Here is a 20,685-nt window from a genome sequence, read left to right on the forward strand (position 1 = left end):
TTTAACCTGTCACATGTAAACTAAATCACATTAATAAATCTCTAATTCAATGGAACAAGAACAAAAGAATAAGCAAAGTATCGCCTGGGCAATGGTTGTTGTCCTTGGGCTTGCGACGGCCATGTTTGGCTACTTGTTTACTACTCAGAAAAATGAGTTGACTCAGCAAGAAACAATGGTTGTTGAAAAAGCCAGAGAATTGGCTGTAACCAAAACTAAATTAGATTCTATTTCGACAGTTCTGGATGCGAAAATCGCTGAAATTGAGAAACTTGGTGGTGACGTAAGTGAACTTACAAAGGTTAAGGAAAAATTGGAAGCGGATAAATTGGCTTTCAGCAGAAGCAAAAGAGTTGAGACCAACAAATATCTTGGCAAGATTAAGGAGTACGAAAAATTCCTCGTAGAAAAAGACGAGGTAATTGCTCAGTTGAAACTTGAAAACGAGAAGTTGGTAGCGTCAAATGACTCCCTAAGCACACACGTAGGAAGTTTGACCAGCGAACGTGAGAAATTGGTACAGCGTCAGGCTGAGCTTACAGACTCAGTGGTAACTTTTACAGCTGCTAACAAAGAGCTTAGCGATAAAGTGACAAAAGCAGCTTCATTGAAAGCGGCAAATCTGAAAATCCTTACTGTTAATTCAAGAGGTAAGGTGAAAGATAAAGAAGAATACAAAGCTAGCCGTGTTGACAAAATCAAAATGGTGTTTACGCTTCCTGAAAATGAGTTGACAGCACAAGAATCGAAAGATATTTATGTGCGTGTGCTTGACCCAGAAGGAGCGGTTGTAGCGGATGATGCAACAGGATCGGGAGAATTTGAAGTTGACGGTGCTCCGTCTAAGTTCACAACCCGTGAGTCTATTGCTTACCAAAACAACAACCAGAAAGTTGAATTGTTGTACGATAATAGCTCTCAGTTCCGTCCGGGTAAATACAACGTGGAACTGTACGCGGAAGGCTACAAAATTGGTGGTGGCAACTTCACTATCAAGAAATAAGAATTCGAATTCACACCATGCATAACTATCTAAGGCGGCTGATTCATTTCAGCCGCCTTTTTTGTGCATAACATAAATTTCGTATTTACTCCTCTGTATTCTGTGCATTGATCACATCAATGAAATGATGCAATTCTTCCGAACGCTCAGGGCCGGACTCAGGATATGACATATCCATCTTTTTAAGCTCTTCCACGATAATGTTGGACACGGTCAGCCTTAGATTCTTTTTGTCGTCGGCAGGAACAACATACCAGGGAGATTTTTTCGTTGCAGTGTTATTGATACAATCTTCGTAAGCCTGCATATATTCATTCCACTGCCCGCGCACTTTGACATCTTGCTCCTCAAATTTCCAGTTCTTTGAAGGATCCTCTATCCGTTCAATGAGTCGCGAAGCTTGTTCTTCCTTCGATACATTCAGGAAAAACTTGATAACCCGGATGCCGTTCCTATAAAGATATTTTTCGAGGTTACGAATGTCTGAGTATCTGTGCTTCCAAAGCTTATCCATGTCCTCGGTCAGCTCAACTGGCAACCGTTGCGATTGCGTGATGATCTCCGGATTCACTTTGGCTACCAGCACTTCCTCGTAATAACTGCGATTGAAGATCGTGATCGTCCCGCGCTGAGGAAGCACCAGATTGCTCCGCCACAGGTAATCATGTTCCAGTTCCGTTTCCGTAGGCCTTTTGAATGAGTGTATTTTCACGCCCACAGGATTCACACCAGCAAGGACGTGTTTGATCGTCCCGTCCTTTCCGGCCGCATCCATTGCCTGAAATATCACAAGTAACCCATATCGGTTGTGCGCATACATCATACTTTGCAACACGTCCAGCTCTTTGGCCGAATCCGCTTGCATAGTCTCATAGTCTTCCTTATCCTTATAAATATCTTTGAAGCGTGTTTTAGCTTTTTTTATCTGAAATTTCTGCGTCCCATCAACGCGAAATTCCTCTGAATCGAAGTCCGGCATGTAAATGCTGTTTAAGATGATGCTTACATTTTAACATTATAGTTGTTTCAAAAAGCCAACCAGCCCGGCAAATGCGCGCGCACGGTGGCTTAGTAAAGACTTTTCATCCAATGTCATCTCGGCAAATGTCCGGTCAAAGCCATTCGGCATGAACACAGGATCGTAACCAAAGCCATTACTGCCTCTTTTTTCACTAATAATGTGCCCGTCCACTGTGCCTTCAAACTGCTGATATTTTCCGTCAGTTACCAATGTGATCACAGTCAAAAATCTCGCGCTGCGGTCACTTTTGGTTGATAGGTTATCAAGAAGCAGACCAATGTTGTCATCAGCATTGCGCTGCGGCCCGGCATAGCGTGCTGAGTAAACGCCCGGTTCGCCATCAAGCGCCGTAACTTCAAGTCCTGTATCGTCAGCAAAGCAGTTTATACCATAATGGTCGCAGACATATTTAGCCTTCGCAGCCGAATTTTCAGCGATAGTTTCAAATGGCTCCGGAATGTCGGTTTCACAGCCAATGTCGCTCAGGGTAACGAGCTCAAACTGGTCTCCTAGTAATGCTTGTATCTCTTTTAACTTGTGCAGATTGTTGGTAGCAAAGCAAAGTTTCATGCTATAATAGTTTGTTCGAAACGCATTTTACATAAAAAAACGGCCACTCTTGTGAAGCAGCCGTTTTAATTCAAATTTGAAAATTATCTCGTTGGTGGACCAGGCTGTTGCGCTGGCGCTTTTCCAAAATCAACCAGTTCAACGTCAAATAACAAAACCGAGTTTGCTGGAATGGTTCCTGGCGATCCCTCAGCTCCGTAAGCCAGGCCGGATGGAATGATCAAAGTGCGTTTTCCGCCCTTTTTCATCAGCATAATGCCTTCTTCCCAACCCGGAATAACCATGCCTACGCCAACCTGAAAATCGATGGGCGGTCTGCCTCCATTTTTCGAGCTGTCGAATACTTTGCCATCCAAAAGCTTACCTGTATAGTGAACTTTCACATTGTCACCAGCCTTAGGACTATCGCCAGTTCCTACAACATCATCAACATATGCCAGGCCTGATGCAGTCTTCTGTGCTTTTGCTTTCAGGTTGTTTTTTGCAAGATAGTCGTCGATTACTTTCGCGTCGATGGTTTTTTGCTTGTTAACAGATTCTGATAATTGCTTTTGGAATTCCTCAGGAGAAAGCACACTTACTACTTTCACTGTAAAACTAAGATCAGAACCTTTTTTGATCATCGGAGGCATTGGCTGGCCGATTTTTGCAAACATGCTATCCGCATTGATCGATATTTTCGCGCTGTCGCCCGATGCCAGCAATGCAAGTCCTTCTTCAAAGCTGCCTTTGTATTGAGGGGCTTGCAAAACCATTTTTTGCGGCGCGCCTTCTTTATATGTATCACGAAGCGTAGAATCGCTGCCGTTTTTCAAGACAAAGTGGAATGTCATAATGTCTCCCAATTTGGCTTTTTTTGCTTTGTCTTCGTGCTCGAAAATCTGGTATTTCAGTCCGGATTCAGTAACCTGCGTCTTATGTTGGTTGCAAGCCGCAGCTAGAATAGTTACGCCCATCGCATAACCTATTGATTTTAAATTCATTGGATTGTGTTAATTGGAAAGATTATGATGTGATTCTTGAAGTAAAATTAAGTTTAGTCAACGTTCAAAAGTTCTTGTTGGTATTCAGGAAGAATATTTAAAAAAGTCGCAACTGTATCAGTCACTGATTGTTCCGATCTTCCTCCGGACGCATTCTTATGCCCGCCACCATTAAAATATGTGCTCGCCAGGTCTCTTACCGAAAATGTGCCCACCGAGCGGAATGAAATTTTCACTTCACCTTTTCTTTCAATAAACATGGCCGACATTACTACATTTTCAACCTGCAAACCGTAGTTCACGATTCCTTCGGTCTCACCTGTGCTGGAATTGAATTTCTGTAATTCAGCTTCTGTCAGAACCATGTAAGCAGTCCTGTATTGCGGCAGTACAACCAGTTTTTGAGAAAGTACGTAACCTAAAAATTGCAAGCGGGAGAGCGGCGCATTATCATAAATAAGCCGGTGAACGCGACTGGAATCGAATCCGGTTAGCATCAGATCAGCAACGGCCAGATGGACCTCAGGAGTAACATTGCCATGCCTGAAAGAACCCGTATCCGTCATAATGCCGGCGTACAGGCATTCAGCCATTGGAATGTCGAAGATCTCCGTAACTGGGGCATCATGTTCCAGTTCTTTGATCAGTTTATAAATTAGCTGTGCTGTAGCGGCAGCATGCGTATCCCAAACCATCCATTTCGCAAAATGCTCCGGTTCGAGGTGATGGTCCACCATTAATTTCGGTGCAGGCGCTTCTTCTACAATCCTTCCGAGATCTTTAAGTCTGGAAAGCGCAGAGAAATCCAGGCAGCAGATCAGTGTTGCTTGTGCAATCTTATTCTTGCATTTAACCTGATCAGCTTGCTTTTCATAAACCAGAACATGCTCAATGCCAGACAACCAGCGCAAATTGGCCGTATAATCAGTCGGACTGATGACTGTAACCTCGTGTCCTTTTTTGATTAAATAACTCGCCCAGCCCAATGACGATCCCAGCGCGTCAGCGTCAGGGTCACGATGCATCGTAATGATGATTTTTTGGGGATGAGATAAAAAAGAGCTAAGCTCTTCAACGGTTTGATTCACAGTTATTTAATTCGGAAAGAAGAAAATTCGGTTCGTATTCAGCCCACAAAATTAATAAAACTGTTGGGATTTGCTCAATGTTGTGCCCTAAAGGCTGGTTATCAGGCTATGTTTTAACCATTACAGCTTCGTACAATGCGAAGGGCGAGGATATAAAATGAAAAATTGTATAGTTTTGCAGCAAATAAATTCAGCCAATAGTATGCCAACGAATAGAACATTCACCATGATTAAGCCGGATGCCGTTCAGGACGGTCATTCCGGAGCAATTATCAAAATGATTGAGGAGGCCGGGTTCCGGATTGTAGCCTTGAAAAAAACACAGCTTACCCCGGAACGTGCCGGAGAATTTTACGCAGTGCACAAAGAGCGTCCTTTTTACAATGATTTATGTAAATATATGTCTTCCGGCCCTATCGTTCCGATGATCCTTGAAAAGGACAACGGCGTTGCGGACTTCCGCGCATTGATCGGCGCGACTAATCCTGCTAATGCAGACGAAGGCACAATTCGCAAATTGTTCGCAAAATCCATTGAAGCCAATGCCATCCACGGTTCGGATTCTGACGAAAACGCTGAAATTGAAGGAAACTTCTTCTTTGCCCATATCGAGCAGTTTTAAGCATGAAGGACCAAAATAGATCGGCCCGGTTGAATGTTCAACCGGGCCGATCTATTTTGTAATCTTATTTATCTTATCGTACAGCAAGGCTATCGATAATGTGGATGACACCATTGGCGGCGCTGATGTTGGAAAATATGATATCTGCTTTATTCACTGCAAATATGCTGTCTTTCACAGTCAGGCTAAGTTCTTTGCCCGTAATCGACTTCTCTTTCGCAACAGTCAGATCCTTATATTCCAATCTTTTTTTACCAACAATGTGATTGTTGATCAGCTTTATAGCAGAGTCTGCCGGTAACGCAGTAATCACATTTGAACTGAAAATATTCGCTTTGCCAAAAGCACTGTTATCAGGCGCAAAAAATGTAATTTCTCCTGTACGCAATGCATCCGTCATCTTCGCGTGAATCATAATATCTTTCAAAATACTAAATCGTTCATTCTCCATGATGACTTCTGTGATCGTTTTGCGCTTTACTATGTCTTCGCTCTTCTCAGTGCAGGAAATAATCAATCCTGACGGCAGCACTGCAAGTAAAAAAAATGCCAGACAACGCCCTACAAAACGGTTTTTTTTCATAGCTTTCCCATTGGTTAATTTCCGTAAAACTAATGGAAAATGTATTTTGACGGAATTCTAAGTGAAATTTTTTTAATCCTAACCCCCAATGTATTATGTTAAAACCTCGACAACTTATAGTGCTCTGTGCGACTATTTTGCTGCTTAACTCCGCATTTTTTGTATTCAAAGCTCCCGTTCCCAGTCCTTTAAAAAAGCCGGTTAAATTATTTAACGGGAAAGATCTGAGCGGTTGGAAAGTCAATGGGACCGAGAAATGGTATGTAGAAAATGGCGAACTGATCTGCGAAAGCGGGCCGGACAAGCAATATGGTTACCTCACAACCAATAAGTTTTACAAGAATTTCGACCTTTCCCTTCAATTCAAGCAAGAATCGAATGGCAATAGCGGCGTGTTTTTCCGCTCCACGGTGGACGGTACGAAGGTTTCGGGATGGCAGGTTGAAGTTGCGCCGCCAAACCATGACACAGGCGGCATTTACGAATCTTATGGTCGTAACTGGCTTGTGCAGATCCCTGAAGAAAAAGAAGGTTTCCTGAAAATGGGCGAATGGAATACATTGAGAATCCGCGCAGAAGGTGATAATGTTAAAACCTATCTTAATGGTAACCAAATGGTTGATTTCACAGATGCCAAAATTGGCGCCGGTGAAGGTTCAATCGCATTGCAGATCCATGACGGCGGCGGAATCAAAGTGCGCTGGAAAAATATCATGGTTGAAGAGCTTTAAGCTTCTTTTTTCATTCTGGCTGTAACGATGTTCATGCATTCGAAATAAGCAGTTCGTCGGAAAACGCTTAACATAGGGCTTCATGGCTGATAGATTTGTGTCAACAAGGAACACATATCCTATTAGCCATGAAGTTTTTTATTTATCTCCTGCTCTCGATCTCCCCGCTCGCCCACGCCCAAAAAACGGTGAGCGGGAAGATTACCGACAAGAAGGGCCATGCTTTGCCGGGAGCCAATGTATTTTTGAAAGGCACTTACGATGGAACGACATCTGATGCGAATGGTATTTTCAGCTTTCAAACATTCGAAAAAGACACTGCAACACTGGCGGCAACATATGTGGGATATGAAGCCACAGAACAGAAAATCGGGTTAAAAGATAATGTTAATGACATTTCTGTTAAACTGGAAGAGCTGGCGAAAGAGCTGAATACGGTCGTAATCACCGCGGGTGCTTTTGAAGCCTCGGACGAAAAGCGGATGGCCATGCTCAAACCGCTGGACATTGTTACCACAGCCGGGGCAGCCGCAGACATTACTGGCGCTATGCAATTCCTGCCGGGCGCACAGCGGGTAGGGGAGCAGGAAGGACTTTTTGTGAGAGGCGGGTCGGGTCAGGAAACAAAGGTTGTGATTGACGGAATGATCGTTCAAAACTCGTTTTTCAGCTCCTTACCGGATGTGCAGTCGCGCGGAAGGTTTAATCCATTTATGTTCAAAGGCACTTCGTTCAGCACCGGCGGTTATTCGGCTCAGTATGGGCAGGCGCTTTCTTCGGTTTTATTACTTAATACCACGGATAAGGTGAGCAATAACGGTCTGGGAATCAGTTTAAATCTGGCTAATGCAGGGCTTAATTATGATTATGCAACCAAAAATCAGAGCATTTCCGCCGTTGCTTATTATGGAAATCTCAAACCGCTCTTTGCATTGGTCAAACAAAATGTGGAATGGCTGCATGAACCCGAATTCAAAGGCTCCTCATTAACCTATCGCCTTAGGCCTAGAAAAAACGGTGTCCTGAAAGTCTATGGAATGTATTCAGACAGTGATCTGAGCATGAATTCAAGGGACCCGGCGAGTGAGTCGGGGAAGACGAAGCTGGATCTTCAAAATAAAAACTCCTTCGTTACCAGCACTTACACAGATTCCTGGAAAGATGGCCGCTGGTCGCTGAACTCCGGATTTTCATACAGCCGCAACAACGATAACACGACATTAGCCGGTTTCAACTTCAACCGTTTTGACGAAAGGACGCAAGCCAGGATTGTGCTTTCGAGGCTTCTTTCAGGAAACAATACAATTCTCTTTGGTGCGGAGGCACATGCAATCCGGTTGAAGAATGGTTTCGATGGAAAGTTTTATGATCTGAAAGACCGATACACTGCCGCTTTTATCGAATCCGAAATCTACATTACCCGTGAGCTCGCTGGCCGCATAGGCTTGCGGACAGAATATTCTTCCATTTTAAAAGACGTTAATCTGGCTCCCCGCCTTTCATTTGCGTATAAAACAGGAAAATACAGTCAGATTTCATTAGCCGCGGGCCAATTTTACCAAAATCCGGATTACAAATATTTATATACCAATAAAAACCTCGGTTACGAACGCGCCGACCATTTGATCCTCAACTATCAGATCATTAAAAACCAGCGCACATTCCGCGCCGAAGCATTCTATAAAAACTACGCGCAACTGGTGCGGGAATTCACCGGCCAGAAATACGATGCAGATCCGTATCGCTTTCCCTGGGGCGAGACCAACAACGCAGGAAAGGGATACGCCCGCGGTTTCGACTTCTTCTGGCGCGATCAGAAAACAATCAAAAACTTCGATTACTGGTCATATTCTACGCGTCCGTCGACAACATCCTGAATACGAAGAATGTATTCACCTACCGCTACACGCCTGACGGCAAAACGCGTTACGCCGTTGGGCCGCAGAGTTATAGGAATTTTTTCGTAGGCATGCAGATCATGCTTTCTAAAAAGGCCAAAGTTTCAAAAGATGACATTTAATCAAACAGTAATCTATATTAATCTCTACATGATGAAAAAGACAATGTTCACCATTTTCGCATTCGCGTTTTCCGTGTGCGTGGTTCTGGCCCAAAATGAAAAATATTCGCAGGCGATGACAGCCAGCATTCAGGCATTAAACGGCCTGGACAAAACAAAACCCGATCCAAAAGCCTTGCAGGATATTGCTAATCAGTTTGAGCGCATTGCCGCAGCGGAGCCCAAAGAATGGCTTCCGAAATATTATGCCGGATATAGCAATGTAATCCTTGGCTTCATAGGCACTGGTCTGGATGAGAAAGATAAGTATCTTGAAAAAGCCAGCGCCTTATTAAAGGACGCAGAAGCAATTGCAGGCAAGCCCAATGATGAAATATTGGTCATGCAAGCCTTTCAATCACAAATACACCTTGCAGCGGATGCCACGAACAGGTGGGAAGCAGATGGTGCGAAGTTCGTGGAGTATGTGGCATCTGCCAAAAAGGTTAATGCAGAGAATCCGAGGATATATTACCTGGAAGCATCCAGCGCGTTTTTCACGCCGGAAGAATTTGGAGGAGGCAAAAAAGCAGCCAAGCCGCTATTGGAAAAAGCCAGCCAGAAATTCGCTGCATTTAAACCCGAAACCAACATTCATCCGGATTGGGGCAAGTCGGAAACAGAATGGATGCTAGCCCAGACAAATCAGTAACATTGCGTTTCAATTAGATTATGAACGATAAAGGAACGAAGCGTCTGCGGATGACTGCATCATCGCTGGATGGAAGGGATTTTAGTAACATGGACCTTGAAAATGCTGATTTCAGCTTTTCAAGTCTCAAAGACATCAATTTCGATGGGGCCAATTTGCGGAATGCAAAGCTTCGTTTTTCTGCTTTGGACCGCACCACATTCCGGAATTCAGATCTGCGCAATGCGGATCTCAGTTTCAGCAGCTTAACCGATGTAGACCTCACCGGCGCCAGGGTTGAAGGGGCCAATTTTAGTTTTACCTCTCAGGAAAAATCATTTAACTGGCGCGATTTCAACCTCATTGGCATTATTCAAAATCAGGGCTGGATTGGCACCATTGTGGCTGTGATCCTGGGCGCAACCGTTTTATATGGGATTAATGCGATCTCCTATTTTACTGCCGAAATTTATTTTACCAATGAGCCCGTACGGATCAAGCTGTATCAATATCTGATTTCCCAGAACATTATAGCAGGCGTTTTTACAATTCTGCTAACACAGGGAATTACCATTTGGCTCGACGTTTTTATAACCCGCACCATTCTTAAGCACATTATTCTATCTGTTATCGTGCTGGTAATGAATAATTTGCTGAGTATTGCAGTGTATTTTCTTTTCGGAGTAACGCTCGTTGATAATTACAGGAATCTCTATCCTAATGAAGCGGCACAGGATGCGCCTTGGTATTGGTATATGTGGGGACCGATCATTGTAGCGAATATTTTTTACTTCCTCAGCCGGGAAAGCAAACAGATCTCAAGAAAGATTTCAGATCAGGAATTTCAATTGCTGAACCTCGAAAAACTGAAAACCCGCGCGGAGCTGGACGCATTGCAGGCACGCATTAACCCGCATTTTTTATACAATTCCTTAAACAGCATTGCCAGCCTCGTGCACGAAGATCCCGATAAGGCGGAGGAAATGACCCTTTTGCTTTCCAAACTATTCAGATATACAACGGGAAGAAAAACCAATGATTACTTTGATACCATCGAAAATGAGCTGGAAATGGTTGCCACTTATCTGCAAGTTGAAAAAGTGAGGTTCGGGGACCGGCTCAGGTTTACCGTTGAGGTTACCGATCCCGCGTTAAAAGAACTGCATGTTCCCAAATTCATTTTACAGCCCATTGTGGAAAACGCCATCAAGCACGGCGTTTCCAAAATGGCCGAACAGGGCGCCATTGTGGTGAGAATCTACGAAGAAGACGATTGGCTGCATTTATGCGTGCATGACAACGGCCCGCCGTTTTCCGAAACAATGGGCGCCGGTTATGGAATGAGGAGCATTCAGGATAAACTAAAATTGCTTTATGGAGACGCTGCCCGCCTTGAACTCCATAATAAGCCGCGTAAATCGGTCAACATTTCTATTCGAAAATCTGCTATTATTAAAAATCAACACCAAGGCCATGACGCAATTCCCGTTGAAAACGATCCTCATAGATGACGAACCGCTGGCATTAAGCCGCCTTCGAAGGCTTTTGGAGAAGCATAATGATGTTTTCACCATTGTCTCCGACGCAAAAAACGGTGCGGAAGGTTTGGTTGAGATCGACAAGCATAATCCCGATATCATCTTCCTGGACATTGAAATGCCGCTTTTGAATGGTTTTGAAATGCTTGCCAAGCTCACGAAAATGCCATTGGTAATATTTTCAACAGCCTACGATCAGTATGCGATCCGCGCTTTTGAGGAAAATTCTGTTGATTATCTGCTAAAACCGGTTGAAAACGAGCGGCTTGTCAAGACGATTGAAAAGATCCGCAACATTACCAAAGCCGGCGCGAATAACCTTGCCACGGTAAATCCATATTCCGAAAACCTCCTGAGACTTTTGGAGGAAATGAAGCCTAAAAAGGAAATTTTCTCATTGTCCGTCAAATCAGGCGACCGGATTTTGCTTATTCCGCTGACCGAGATCACCCACTTTGAGGCTGAGGAAAAGTATGTTTTCCTGAATACATTAGACGGACAAAAATATCTGCTCAATTATACCCTGACGTCCCTGGAAGAAAAGCTTCCCAAGCAATATCTGCGCATCAGCCGCGCCGGGATCGTCAATTCCCATCACATTAAAGAAATCCAGAAGCATTTCAACAGCAAGTATGTCATTATCATGCGCGACCGCAAAGCATCTCAGCTCACGAGCGGCAGCACATATGGCGATGCAATCCGCCATCTTCTTGATAATTAATCGGGTTAGTCCGTCCTCAGACACAAAATAATGATTTTGAAGAGGCCATACTTATTCCTAAATTGCGCCCTGATTTTAAATTCCATTACTATTTTTGAGGTTAATCAACTGTTCATCAGAAGGTTTATAGCAATTTGAGGCGAAGCTAAGACTAATATTTTTTTAGTTTTCGACACAGAATGCTGCATTCCTGCGTATCGTGATGTACAAAGTGATCCCTTTAAAAAAGCGGGAAGTTTTAAATTTTGATCTTACTTGAAAAGATCCTCGCTGTAGTTCATTTTGTTTTTATTAAAAAAGGTTAAAGGGGTCAGGAATAATGAAGGAGCTCATTGATACGGGCAATCTGCCAAAGCACATCGCCGTTATCATGGACGGTAACGGAAGATGGGCCCAAAACCAGGGAGCAGCGCGCATTTTCGGCCATCGCAATGCGATTAAGGCCGTTAGGGAAGTAACCGAAGGTTGTGCAGAACTGGGTGTCGGGTTTTTGACACTTTATGCATTTTCCACCGAAAACTGGGCCCGTCCCGAGTTTGAAGTAAGGGCTTTGATGGAATTACTGGTTCAGTCGATCGGAAATGAGCTGCCTACCATGCTCAAAAACAATGTGAAGCTGGACACCATAGGTGATACGGAGAGTTTGCCGAAAAGCTGCCGGAAAACATTGGCCGAAGCCGTTGAAGCTACCAAGGCAAACACAGGTCTTAACCTGATCCTGGCGCTTGGTTACAGTGGAAAATGGGACATTACTCAGGCTGCGAAGAAGATTGCGGAAGATGTAAAGAATGGTGTGATTACACCGGAGGAGATCAACGAAGAGATGCTGGCTACGAATCTGGCAACCCAAAACCGCCCGGAAGTGGACCTGATGCTGCGCACAGGCGGTGACCACAGGATCAGCAATTTCCTTTTATGGCAGCTTGCATACGCAGAGCTGTATTTTTACGAAAACCTTTTCTGGCCGGATTTCAGGCGGGAACATTTATATGAAGCGATTGCCGCCTTTCAAAACAGAGAGCGTCGTTTTGGCAAAACTGGTGAACAAATAAAAGCGAATAGTGCTAAGTAGAATAATATGAACCTTGTGAAAAATTTGAATAAATCATTAGCACACCTCAAAAGTATTTTAGCATTGATCCTGCTTTGCTGGTGTTTTTCAGCAAATGCACAAAAGGTCGGGCTGGGCGCTGCGGGATCAAAGCCTTCCTCCGCTGCCGCCAATCTGGGAATTGACCCGGCTAATCCAAAAGAATTCACCATTGCAGAAGTAACCGTCTCAGGGACCCAGTTTCTGGACCCTAATTCCATGGTTTCCATTTCAGGTTTGAAGCCCGGGGATAAAATCCGTGTGCCGGGACCAGCAATTCCGTCGTCTATCAGAAGAATGATGGATTTCGGAACACTGAATGATGTGGAGATCATGGCCACAAAGGTGGAAGGCGAAAAAATCTGGCTGAACATTCACATTAAAGAGCGTCCAAGACTTTACAAAGTTTCGTTTTCAGGCATCCGCAAAGGAGAGCGCGAAACATTGAATGATAAGGTGAAATTGATTAAAGGACGCGTGATCACGCCAACCGTAATTAAAAATACGCAGCTTGTTATCAAGAAATATTACATGGATAAAGGGTTTTACAACACTAAAGTAAAAGTGTTGCAAATTCCGGATTCGACCCGCGGACAAGCGACGCTTAACTTCACAATTACGAAAGGAAAGAAAGTTAAGATTGAGAAAATTGACATTGAGGGAAATACAGCGGTGAGCGACAAGATCCTCAAACGCAAAATGAAAGGAACCAAGCAAAAAAGAATTGGCCGCCTTTTCAACCCCTCCAAATACATTCCTAAAAAATACGACGAAGACAAGGAAAAACTGATCGCCTATTATCGTAAAAACGGTTACCGCGATGCAACGATCGAATTTGACTCCATCAAAAATGGCGAAGAAACGATCAGCATTGTCATGAAGATCGACGAGGGGACCAAGTATTTCTATCGCGATATCAGCTGGTCCGGAAATTACCTTTATACATCGGCTTATCTGAGCGAGCGCCTGGGTGTCAAGAAAGGCGACGTTTACAATCCGGAAGAGCTTGACAAAAAAATTAATGGTATTCCAGGTGCAGACGTTAGCTCCATTTATATGGACGACGGTTACCTGTATTTCCGCATTGAGCCTACTGAAAAAGCCGTTGAAGGCGATTCTATCGACGTTGAATTAAGAATGTTTGAAGGAAAGCAAGCAACGATCAACCGCATTTTGCTGAATGGTAACACCAAAACCAGTGACCGCGTCGTGTTAAGGGAGCTTTTCACATTGCCGGGACAGAAATTCAGTAAGACCGAAATTATCAACACACAGCGTCAGTTATCCCAAATGGGCTATTTTGACCCTGAAAAAATCCAGATCAACCCGATCCCGAACCAGCAGGATGGAACGGTGGATATCGAATATACAGTTGAAGAAAAACCTTCTGACCAGATTGAATTATCCGGTGGATGGGGTGGATACATTGGTTTCGTGGGAACATTGGGTTTGGTATTCAATAACTTCTCGTTAAAAAATATTCCAAACCGCGAAACATGGCGGCCATTACCTTCCGGTGACGGTCAAAAACTATCATTGAGATTCCAGGCGAACGGAAAGCAATATCAGACTTACTCGCTATCATTCAGTGAGCCATGGCTGGGCGGGAAGAAGCCGATCAACTTTGGTGTTTCCTTGCAGCGCACCGTTTACCGTATGACAGATTACCGTTCGATCTACGGTGGAAGCCGCAACATTGATTACCGTGGTGGTTACTATAACAATGGTATCACATTGTCTCTTGGTCGCCGTTTGAAAGAACCGGATCGCAATCTGGTGATGACCCATTCGCTATCTTACCAGCGTTACCGTTTGGACAGTCTTGACATTTTCCGGATTGGTTACAACACAGGATCTTCAAACAATATTTCTTTCAACACAACCATTTCAAGAAATACGCTGAGCGATTTCCAATTCCCAAGAAACGGAAGCAACATTTCGTTAAGCGGGACTTTCACACCTCCATATTCATTGCTGAGGAAAAAGGAATTTACTGATAAAACCGACACTTATCGTTGGGTAGAATATCACAAATGGATGTTCGATGCCAGCTATTATGCGACCATCACCGGAAAACTTGTATTAAGCGCCCGTACGCACATGGGTTTCCTGGGAGCATATGGAGACAAAGTAGGTTACAGCCCATTCGGCCGCTTTATCGTGGGTGGATCAGGCCTGGCAGGACAAGGATCGTTCTCACTTGCTGACCAGGATATCATCGGTTTGCGCGGTTACCAGGATCAGAAAGTAGGGCCGCAGAATGCGGACGGATTTCCGGCATCTGGTGGCGGGATTGTTTATAACAAATATGTAATGGAGCTTCGTTACCCTGTTTCATTGAACCCGCAAGCGACCATCTTTATATTAGGTTTCGCGGAAGGTGGAAACAACTGGGGAACATATAAAGAGTTTAACCCATTTGATCTGAAACGTTCAGCCGGGGTTGGAGCGCGTATATTTATGCCTGCATTCGGACTTTTGGGTATCGACTGGGGTTATGGATTTGACAAAATTCAGGGAGAGCCGAAACGAAGCGGACCGCAGTTCCATTTTACAATTGGACAGCAGATCAGATAATATTTTCGGTTGTAGTTTCGTTAAGAAGTTTGCAAATTATTAGCTCCCTGGCATGAAGAAGTTTTTTATTTTACTAGTTTTGTCAATTCTATGTGGATCAGCGTCCTGGGCGCAAAAGATTGGTTACACAGACATGGAATTCATCACTAGTAAAATGCCTGAGTACCAATTGGCACAAACAGAGATGAAGAAATTCTCTGATAAGTGGGCCAAAGAGATTCAGGACAAGTTTTCGGAGATTGATCGCATGCAGCGTGCTTATATGGCCGAGGAGATCCTGCTCACGGAAGATTTGAAACGGAAAAGACAGAGCGAGATTAAAGAAAAGGAGCTCGAAGCCGGAGAATACAACAGCAAGATCTTCGGCATGGAAGGACTTCTGTTTCAGAAGAAGAAAGAATTAATGAAGCCTGTCCTTGAAAAAGTGCAGCGGGCAGTGACCAAAGTTTGCAGCCAGCGCAGGCTCGATTTTATGTTTGATAAGTCCAGCGATGTAGGCATGCTTTATACGAATCCCAAGCACGATTACTCGGATTATGTGATGGAGGAGCTTGGTATCAATCCAAAAGCAACAAAAGCAGCTGCGGAGGAAAAAGTAGGAAAGGCAGAGCAGCCGCCTGTACAGGCACCGACACAAAACTCACCAAAACAAAAAAGTACAAACAGTAAACTTAAGTAACAAAGCAATGAAACAAAAATTGATGGCTTTTTTGGTCGTAATGACCATTATTACAACCCCTCTGTTAGCACAAACAACCCCTGCAAGCGGACTTACTAAAATCGGTTATACCAATGTTGATTATATAATTGGCAAGTTACCAGAAAGTAAAGTAATGCAGAACCAGCTTGAAGTTACAAAGGCTCAGTTGGATAAAGCATTGGGAGAAACTTATAAGGAAGCGCAGGAGAAATATGAAGCCTATCAAAAAAATGGTGCAAATATGACTGATGTCATCCGTGCAGATAAAGAAAAAGAATTGCAAAACCTGCAAACCAGAATTCAGGAAATGCAAAACAATGCACAGACATCATTGCAAACCAAGCAGCAGCAATTGCTTGAACCAATCTTGACCAAGGTTAACAATGCTATCCAGGAAGTTGGAAAAGAAAGCGGATTCCTTTACATCCTGAACATGGATGCAGGTGCAGGAACAACGCCGATCATTTTGTTTGCAGCTTCTGAAGACAACAACGCAACCAATCTTATCCTAAGAAAATTAGGAGTAGATCCTGACAAAATCGAGGCAGCAGCTCCTGCGGCAGCGAAGCCAGGAACAGCAGCACCAGTAACGGCGCCGGCGAAAACCGGAGCAGCAGCGCCTGCTACAACACCTGCGGCAACAACGCCAAAGAAAAAATAGTAGCAGCTTCATTGAACTTATAATACCGGAGGGTAGTCTTTAAAATGGCTCCCTCCGGTATTTGTATTTAACAAGGCCGAAGGTTAAGCACTGCACTATTATTTGAAATATCCAAAATCGCCCGGATTAACCATGCTTTGGTTTTCAAATATTAATTTAAAATTTATTCAAAACGCTTTTCTATATAGTATTTGCTAGTTTTGCGTTAGACTCAAAGGGTTTCTCGACACATGGAATTAATTATATTTTTGAAGTTATGATTACAAAACATATTCATAAAATACTGATACTTCTGACGGCCGTTTTATTGTTTTCTAAGGCGCAGGGACAGGATAATATGAAGAGTTCTGCGACCGGCCCCTTGCAGATTGTGTTCCCTAATGAGTCAGAATGGAATGTGTTGAGCGAAGGGAAAGAGATCAATTTCCACCTTCAGACCAGAGGCGGAAAAAGTGATTCGGTGCGTTACACCATTTCCAGCGGTTTTCTTAAGGAAATGAAATTTGACTCGCTCGGCCATTTTATCTGGACACCAAGTTACGACATCGCCGACCGGATCAACACTTCTAAGTCCTTCCCGGTTGTATTTGAAGCGCAGAGCACATCGGGAGAAAGTGCTTCCCGGGAAGTGGTTTTTAAAGTAATGCATGTAAACCGCCCCCCACAGGTTGACGAATTAAAGCCATTTTACATTCAGTATAGAACCCAGAACACGTATCAGATTGACATGAACTCTGTCCGTGACCCGGATGGTGATCCTGTTGTGTTTGTTCCTATTTTGGAGGAAATGCCGGAAGGGATGAAGCTGTCGGCTGCGGGTGAAATTGTTTGGGAGCCTTCAACCAAGCAGTTCAATATCTTAAAGGAGTCGCCGAAATATGTTGAGTTTTATGTGGAGGATCAGCCTTCCAAGGAGCGCACAAAAGGCAGGTTAAGATTGAACATTACGCAAATGGACCTCGCGCCGGACTTTACGATCGTGCCTCAGGTATCCACCATCAGAAGCGCGGAAAACAACCGCATTAACCTTCGTTTTGCATTATCCGATCCGAATGGTGAGGACGACATTTCCACCTTCGCATTCATTTCCGAAAATAAGAATGTTCCGAAAGAGGCCCTGGTGAAGAATGCACCTACCAGCTATGAATTCATCTGGGAGCCGGGATATGATTTCGTAAAAGACCCATTCGATACACTCGCATTCAACATCATTTTTTACGTGATGGACAAAGCGCAGAACAAAAAGGAGAAGACAATCCGGTTTGTGATCAAAAACACAGTAGACGAAAGTCTTCGCGATGCCTACGTGTATGGGTTATATAAAGGTGCGTTAGTGAATGCCTGGGGGCTTTTGGAGCAAATGCAGGAAAAAGAAATTTATCTTAAAAAAGCATATTCCAAAGCGAAACGCGGGAAAAGAAGCCGTTCACTGCTGAATGCTTCGTTAGGAGCAACGACCGGCCTGGCGCCGCAGTTCACACAAAATGATCCCAAAGCACGCGGATACATTACAACGATTGGCGGGACCACAGTTGCAACAGTAGGAACGCTGGAAGCGACAGAAGTGATAGGAAAATCCACAAATGGTTTGCTGGACCGCTTCAATTACGTGTTGCAGAAGAAGAATGAATTGCAAAATAAGGGAGACGTTTTTGCGAGGGAATATGCGCAAAAATCAGCAAGACGCACGCCGGACTTCATTCGTAAACTCGATGAATTCAAGTCGCTGATGAACCTGAGTGGTTTGGTAGCGTTGGAGCTGGATGCGAATTGGGAAAATAAGAAGGAGGCTACGGATTCAGCATTGAAAAAGGCATTTAAGGATTTCGTGCCTTTGTCCAAGGATGAGAATTAAGATCAGGATCATATCAAACGAAAAAAGAGAGCCTTAGCTCTCTTTTTTCGTTTCGTCGTCTTCCAGTTTAATAGGTCTGGACGGAAATGGTGATGGCTCTTCGGTTGGGCTTATTGGCGGATTATCAGGAGTTTCGATCACGCCGTAATGATCAGTTTCGGTAAAGTTGCTCGTTGGTTCTTTACTGTATTCCGGATCATTGTCCTGCAAAGAATCATTGTGCTGCTGTGGTTCATTGTTATGATCCGTTTCATTTTGATTTTCGTCTTTATAATCCGAGTGAAAACTTCCCTGGAATATCAGTATGCTGCAAACGCCGATGAAAATGCATGAATCAGCAATGTTGAAGATTGGTGTTGAATAATATTGTCCGCCCCAGACAGGAATCCATTCCGGAATAAACCCTTCCCAGAAATCCACAAAGATCATATCGATCACCTGGCCGTGAAACCAGGGAGTAGGAGAGCCGTAAGGCGCATTTTTAAGCAAAACCCCATAAAATGTGCTATCAATCACATTACCGACAGCTCCGGCAAGGATCATAGCGAGTGCCCATAACAAGCCTTTCGACGCGCCGGAGCGGGCCAGATGTATCAAATACCAGCCAATGGCGCACATGGCAACGAGGCGGAACAATGTAAGGAAAAGCTTGCCATACTCATGTCCCAGCTGCATCCCGAAAGCCATTCCCGGATTGAGCACATAATGTAGTTTCAACCAATTGCCGATCAGCGGGATCTGGCCAGAAAAACCAGGCTCCATATATTTATAAACCAGGAACTTGGAAAGCTGGTCCAGCACGATAAGCAGCAAACTTAAAACTAAATATGGCGTTGGATTTCGGGATTGATTCATTCGTTTTTAAAACAATTGACAATTTCAGGAATGCGAAAGTAATCAGTTACTTACAAAGAACCGATTCCCCTCCGCTTCAATTCACTTTTAACCAGCAGATACTCCCTGCTGCTTTGTCCGGCAATGGATGTATTTTCCTCCGCACGACGGATCAGATATGGCAAAACGGCATCAATAGGGCCATAAGGGACATACTTGGCTACATTATAACCTGCCTTCGACAAATTAAAGGAAATGTTATCGCTCATGCCGAGCAGTTGTGCAAACCAGATCCGGTCATCATTCCGGCTGATGCCGAGCTTTTTCATTTTAGCAGCGCAATATTGTGAGCTGTATTCATTATGCGTGCCCAGGCAAATTGAAACGTGCTCAATGTGGTCCAGGCTGAAATCAATGGCCTGATTGTAATCCTTATCAGTCGCATCTTTTGAAACGTGGATCGGATTGAAATATTCATTTTCTCTTGCGCGAAGCTGCTCCTTTTCCATGTAAGCGCCTCTCACCAGTTTTCCACCCAGGAAATATCCTCTTTGCCTTGCCATAAGATAAGCCGTCTTCAATCCATCCAGCGTATCGTGCCTGTAAAGTTGGTATGTGTTGTAAACAATGGCCTTTTCCCGGTTGAACTTCTGCATCATTCTGTAAGTCAGGTCGTCAATGATCCCCTGGATCCAGCTTTCCTCTGCGTCTACAAAAATCCGGACGTTCAGGTCATAGGCATGCTTGCAGAGTTGCTCCATGCGTTCCTGAATGCGGGTGTATGCAGCTTCTTCATCGCTGGTAAGCTCTTCGTTACGCTGAATTTTTTCCAATAAATCTGCCGAAGCAACACCCGTTACCTTAAATACGGAGAACGGGATCGTGTCTGATGAAGCTGCCTTATCGATCGTTTTTAGTATTTCGTTCGTAGTTGCATCAAAACTTGCCTCATCGTCTTCACCTTCGACGGAATAATCCAGGATCGTTCCTATTCCCGACTGACCGAGTAGCGAAATGGTTGAGTCGCAGTCCCTAATCGTCTCACCGCCACAGAATTGTTCAAAAATGGTAACCCGGATAACATTTTTTATGGGTAAGTGAAGTTTTAGTGCAAGCTTTATAAAAAAAGTGCCTAAATTTACCACTCGAGCCTGATTCATGAGGCTGAATAACCAGTATGTTTTCCGTAATTGAGCGTCTGATTTGGATGCAAATGCGACGGAAGTATCTTCAAAAAATACAGGTATTTCGTCTTTTGGAGAAGGATATGCCATTTTTTATTTATACGTTTTTCCTGAGTGAAAATTTAATGTATTTGCTTAAAATCACTGGAAGAAAGTAGTACGCATTAAGAAGTTGATTGACTTTTACTATATCAAATGTACGTCAATCCCAGAAATACGCATAACACCGGATCA

Annotated in this window: 19 protein-coding genes; 12 read left to right on the top strand and 7 right to left on the bottom strand. The window is 43.9% G+C overall.

Annotated elements, in window-relative coordinates; genetic code table 11:
• The first annotated feature begins 49 nt into the window (after positions 1 to 49).
• Positions 50 to 1,003 carry a hypothetical protein gene (locus L0659_RS18165; protein ID WP_235128016.1) on the top strand — a complete coding sequence of 318 codons (954 nt, stop codon included), beginning with the start codon at positions 50 to 52 and terminating at the stop codon, positions 1,001 to 1,003.
• A gap of 85 nt (positions 1,004 to 1,088) precedes the next feature.
• On the opposite strand, the gene L0659_RS18170 is transcribed toward L0659_RS18165, so the two are convergent.
• The 4 genes from L0659_RS18170 to L0659_RS18185 form a co-directional block, all read right to left on the bottom strand.
• Entirely contained in the window at positions 1,089 to 1,982 is an 894-nt protein-coding gene (locus L0659_RS18170; RefSeq protein ID WP_235128017.1) for a polyphosphate kinase 2 family protein, read from the bottom strand.
• A gap of 36 nt (positions 1,983 to 2,018) precedes the next feature.
• Complete coding sequence (locus L0659_RS18175) at positions 2,019 to 2,594, bottom strand: non-canonical purine NTP diphosphatase (protein ID WP_235128018.1); 576 nt, start codon at positions 2,592 to 2,594, stop codon at positions 2,019 to 2,021.
• Positions 2,595 to 2,677: 83 nt separating this feature from the next.
• Positions 2,678 to 3,577, bottom strand: coding sequence for an FKBP-type peptidyl-prolyl cis-trans isomerase (locus L0659_RS18180; protein WP_235128019.1), 900 nt, complete (start codon positions 3,575 to 3,577; stop codon positions 2,678 to 2,680).
• 53 nt (positions 3,578 to 3,630) lie between these two features.
• Positions 3,631 to 4,665, bottom strand: coding sequence for a bifunctional oligoribonuclease/PAP phosphatase NrnA (locus L0659_RS18185; RefSeq protein WP_235128020.1), 1,035 nt, complete (start codon positions 4,663 to 4,665; stop codon positions 3,631 to 3,633).
• A 202-nt stretch (positions 4,666 to 4,867) separates the two neighbouring features.
• Between L0659_RS18185 and L0659_RS18190 the strand changes: the two genes are divergently transcribed.
• Positions 4,868 to 5,287 (top strand): nucleoside-diphosphate kinase, encoded by a 420-nt coding sequence (locus tag L0659_RS18190; RefSeq protein WP_235128021.1) that lies wholly within the window; start codon positions 4,868 to 4,870, stop codon positions 5,285 to 5,287.
• 73 nt (positions 5,288 to 5,360) lie between these two features.
• On the opposite strand, the gene L0659_RS18195 is transcribed toward L0659_RS18190, so the two are convergent.
• On the bottom strand, positions 5,361 to 5,870 hold the full coding sequence (locus tag L0659_RS18195) for a fasciclin domain-containing protein (protein ID WP_235128022.1): 510 nt from the start codon (positions 5,868 to 5,870) through the stop codon (positions 5,361 to 5,363).
• Positions 5,871 to 5,965: 95 nt separating this feature from the next.
• On the opposite strand from L0659_RS18195, the gene L0659_RS18200 reads away from it, so the two are divergent.
• The 10 genes from L0659_RS18200 (at position 5,966) to L0659_RS18245 (ending at position 18,433) form a co-directional block, all read left to right on the top strand.
• On the top strand, positions 5,966 to 6,601 hold the full coding sequence (locus L0659_RS18200; RefSeq protein ID WP_235128023.1) for a DUF1080 domain-containing protein: 636 nt from the start codon (positions 5,966 to 5,968) through the stop codon (positions 6,599 to 6,601).
• Positions 6,602 to 6,729: 128 nt separating this feature from the next.
• Positions 6,730 to 8,478: a TonB-dependent receptor gene (locus L0659_RS18205; protein ID WP_235128024.1), complete on the top strand. Its 1,749-nt coding sequence runs from the start codon at positions 6,730 to 6,732 to the stop codon at positions 8,476 to 8,478.
• Positions 8,479 to 8,649: 171 nt separating this feature from the next.
• Positions 8,650 to 9,312, top strand: a complete 663-nt coding sequence (locus L0659_RS18210) for a hypothetical protein (RefSeq protein ID WP_235128025.1) — start codon at positions 8,650 to 8,652, stop codon at positions 9,310 to 9,312.
• Between the two features lie 20 nt (positions 9,313 to 9,332).
• Positions 9,333 to 10,802 (top strand): histidine kinase, encoded by a 1,470-nt coding sequence (locus L0659_RS18215; protein ID WP_235128026.1) that lies wholly within the window; start codon positions 9,333 to 9,335, stop codon positions 10,800 to 10,802.
• Positions 10,765 to 11,550, top strand: a complete 786-nt coding sequence (locus L0659_RS18220) for a LytTR family DNA-binding domain-containing protein (protein WP_235128027.1) — start codon at positions 10,765 to 10,767, stop codon at positions 11,548 to 11,550. Before L0659_RS18215 ends, L0659_RS18220 begins: the two co-directional genes overlap by 38 nt.
• Positions 11,551 to 11,869: 319 nt before the next feature.
• A complete protein-coding gene (locus L0659_RS18225; protein ID WP_235128028.1) occupies positions 11,870 to 12,622 on the top strand; it encodes an isoprenyl transferase in 753 nt (250 codons plus the stop codon).
• 6 nt (positions 12,623 to 12,628) lie between these two features.
• Positions 12,629 to 15,217 (top strand): outer membrane protein assembly factor BamA, encoded by a 2,589-nt coding sequence (gene bamA / locus L0659_RS18230; RefSeq protein WP_235128029.1) that lies wholly within the window; start codon positions 12,629 to 12,631, stop codon positions 15,215 to 15,217.
• Positions 15,218 to 15,269: 52 nt separating this feature from the next.
• Entirely contained in the window at positions 15,270 to 15,896 is a 627-nt protein-coding gene (locus tag L0659_RS18235) for an OmpH family outer membrane protein (RefSeq protein WP_235128030.1), read from the top strand.
• Between the two features lie 7 nt (positions 15,897 to 15,903).
• Positions 15,904 to 16,578 (top strand): OmpH family outer membrane protein, encoded by a 675-nt coding sequence (locus L0659_RS18240; RefSeq protein WP_235128031.1) that lies wholly within the window; start codon positions 15,904 to 15,906, stop codon positions 16,576 to 16,578.
• A gap of 256 nt (positions 16,579 to 16,834) precedes the next feature.
• A complete protein-coding gene (locus L0659_RS18245) occupies positions 16,835 to 18,433 on the top strand; it encodes a hypothetical protein (protein ID WP_235128032.1) in 1,599 nt (532 codons plus the stop codon).
• A gap of 33 nt (positions 18,434 to 18,466) precedes the next feature.
• Here L0659_RS18245 and L0659_RS18250 read toward each other — a convergent pair whose 3' ends face one another.
• Both L0659_RS18250 and L0659_RS18255 read right to left on the bottom strand, forming a co-directional pair.
• Positions 18,467 to 19,288 carry a lipoprotein signal peptidase gene (locus L0659_RS18250; RefSeq protein ID WP_235128033.1) on the bottom strand — a complete coding sequence of 274 codons (822 nt, stop codon included), beginning with the start codon at positions 19,286 to 19,288 and terminating at the stop codon, positions 18,467 to 18,469.
• 50 nt (positions 19,289 to 19,338) lie between these two features.
• The gene (locus L0659_RS18255; protein WP_235128034.1) at positions 19,339 to 20,541 is read right to left on the bottom strand and encodes a proline dehydrogenase family protein; all 1,203 of its coding nucleotides are present in this window, start codon (positions 20,539 to 20,541) and stop codon (positions 19,339 to 19,341) included.
• Positions 20,542 to 20,685: the final 144 nt, after the last annotated feature.

It is taken from the genome of Dyadobacter sp. CY347 (genome assembly GCF_021502655.1).
GTDB lineage: Bacteria > Bacteroidota > Bacteroidia > Cytophagales > Spirosomataceae > Dyadobacter.